General features: G+C 45.9%; 1 protein-coding gene. It reads left to right on the top strand.

Features of this window, described 5'->3' with window-relative positions; all coding sequences use genetic code 11:
* Positions 1–909, top strand: a 909-nt coding sequence (locus tag R7Z50_RS25605; RefSeq protein ID WP_318149488.1) for a PKD domain-containing protein, incomplete at both ends; no start/stop codon positions are given.

The raw sequence follows: 909 nt of genomic DNA, 5'->3' as shown, positions 1-909 counted from the left end.
GGACGTTAAGCCTTGGCTACTCTTAACAGCTGCAATTCTCGCAGGCTGCTCTGATGACGATCATCAGACCCACAACAACAGCGTCAAATTCGATGTCATAGACAATCAAGAATTTACCCTTAATCCGATTCAAAACGACAGCAATCCCGATTTAGAAAGTTTCAGCTGGACTCAAACATGTGGTTCGATATCCATTATTCCTTCTGACACAAGCCAAACCGTCAATCTGACACTTACCGCTCCAAAACTGGACAACGATGAAGAGTATTGCTTCCAGTTTAAAGGAACCAGTAAGAATGGTGATCAGTACTCAACCGATGCAAAAGTGTCCGTGGTGTCTCCATCACTGGAAGTTTATGTTGATCACGCATCTCTCCCCTCTTTACATCAGGTATTGGACATCATCGCCTCTGCAGAGGCTCACCCGACAGCTGAGCGCTATGTGTCCTGGGGCCGTATCAATCCGACGCAAGAGCATCTGGCGCAACTGAATATCAGTCGCTTCCCACTTGAGTCAAACCATACATCGGCAGAAATGCTTGAAGCTATTTCTGCCTTTGCAGAAGATCATCACAGACTCAAGGTTTCAATCAGTACCAACACGCTGAAGTCATATGACAACCTAAAACTTATGCTACAGCGGCTGCATAAGCAGCCACATGTCGACATTGACAACATCAGGCTCTATGACGATGGCTCTGCTGAATACGTGAACCTGTACAACTGGCGCAATACCCAGGATAAGACCTACCTGTTACAGCAAGCCGGTGACAACCTTAAAAATATCATTTTAGGTTCAGGTGGTTCTTCCGCGCCCTGGTTGACTACTCAGTTTAACTGGCATTCACTCTACCCTACTGAGTACTCAATGCTGAGATCTGACTTTTTGACGCTTGATCCAAAACTACA

It is taken from the genome of Vibrio sp. 1249-1, assembly GCF_033340495.1.
Note: the sequence above shows the minus strand (reverse complement) of the source record. Positions and strands in the feature narration are given on the sequence as shown.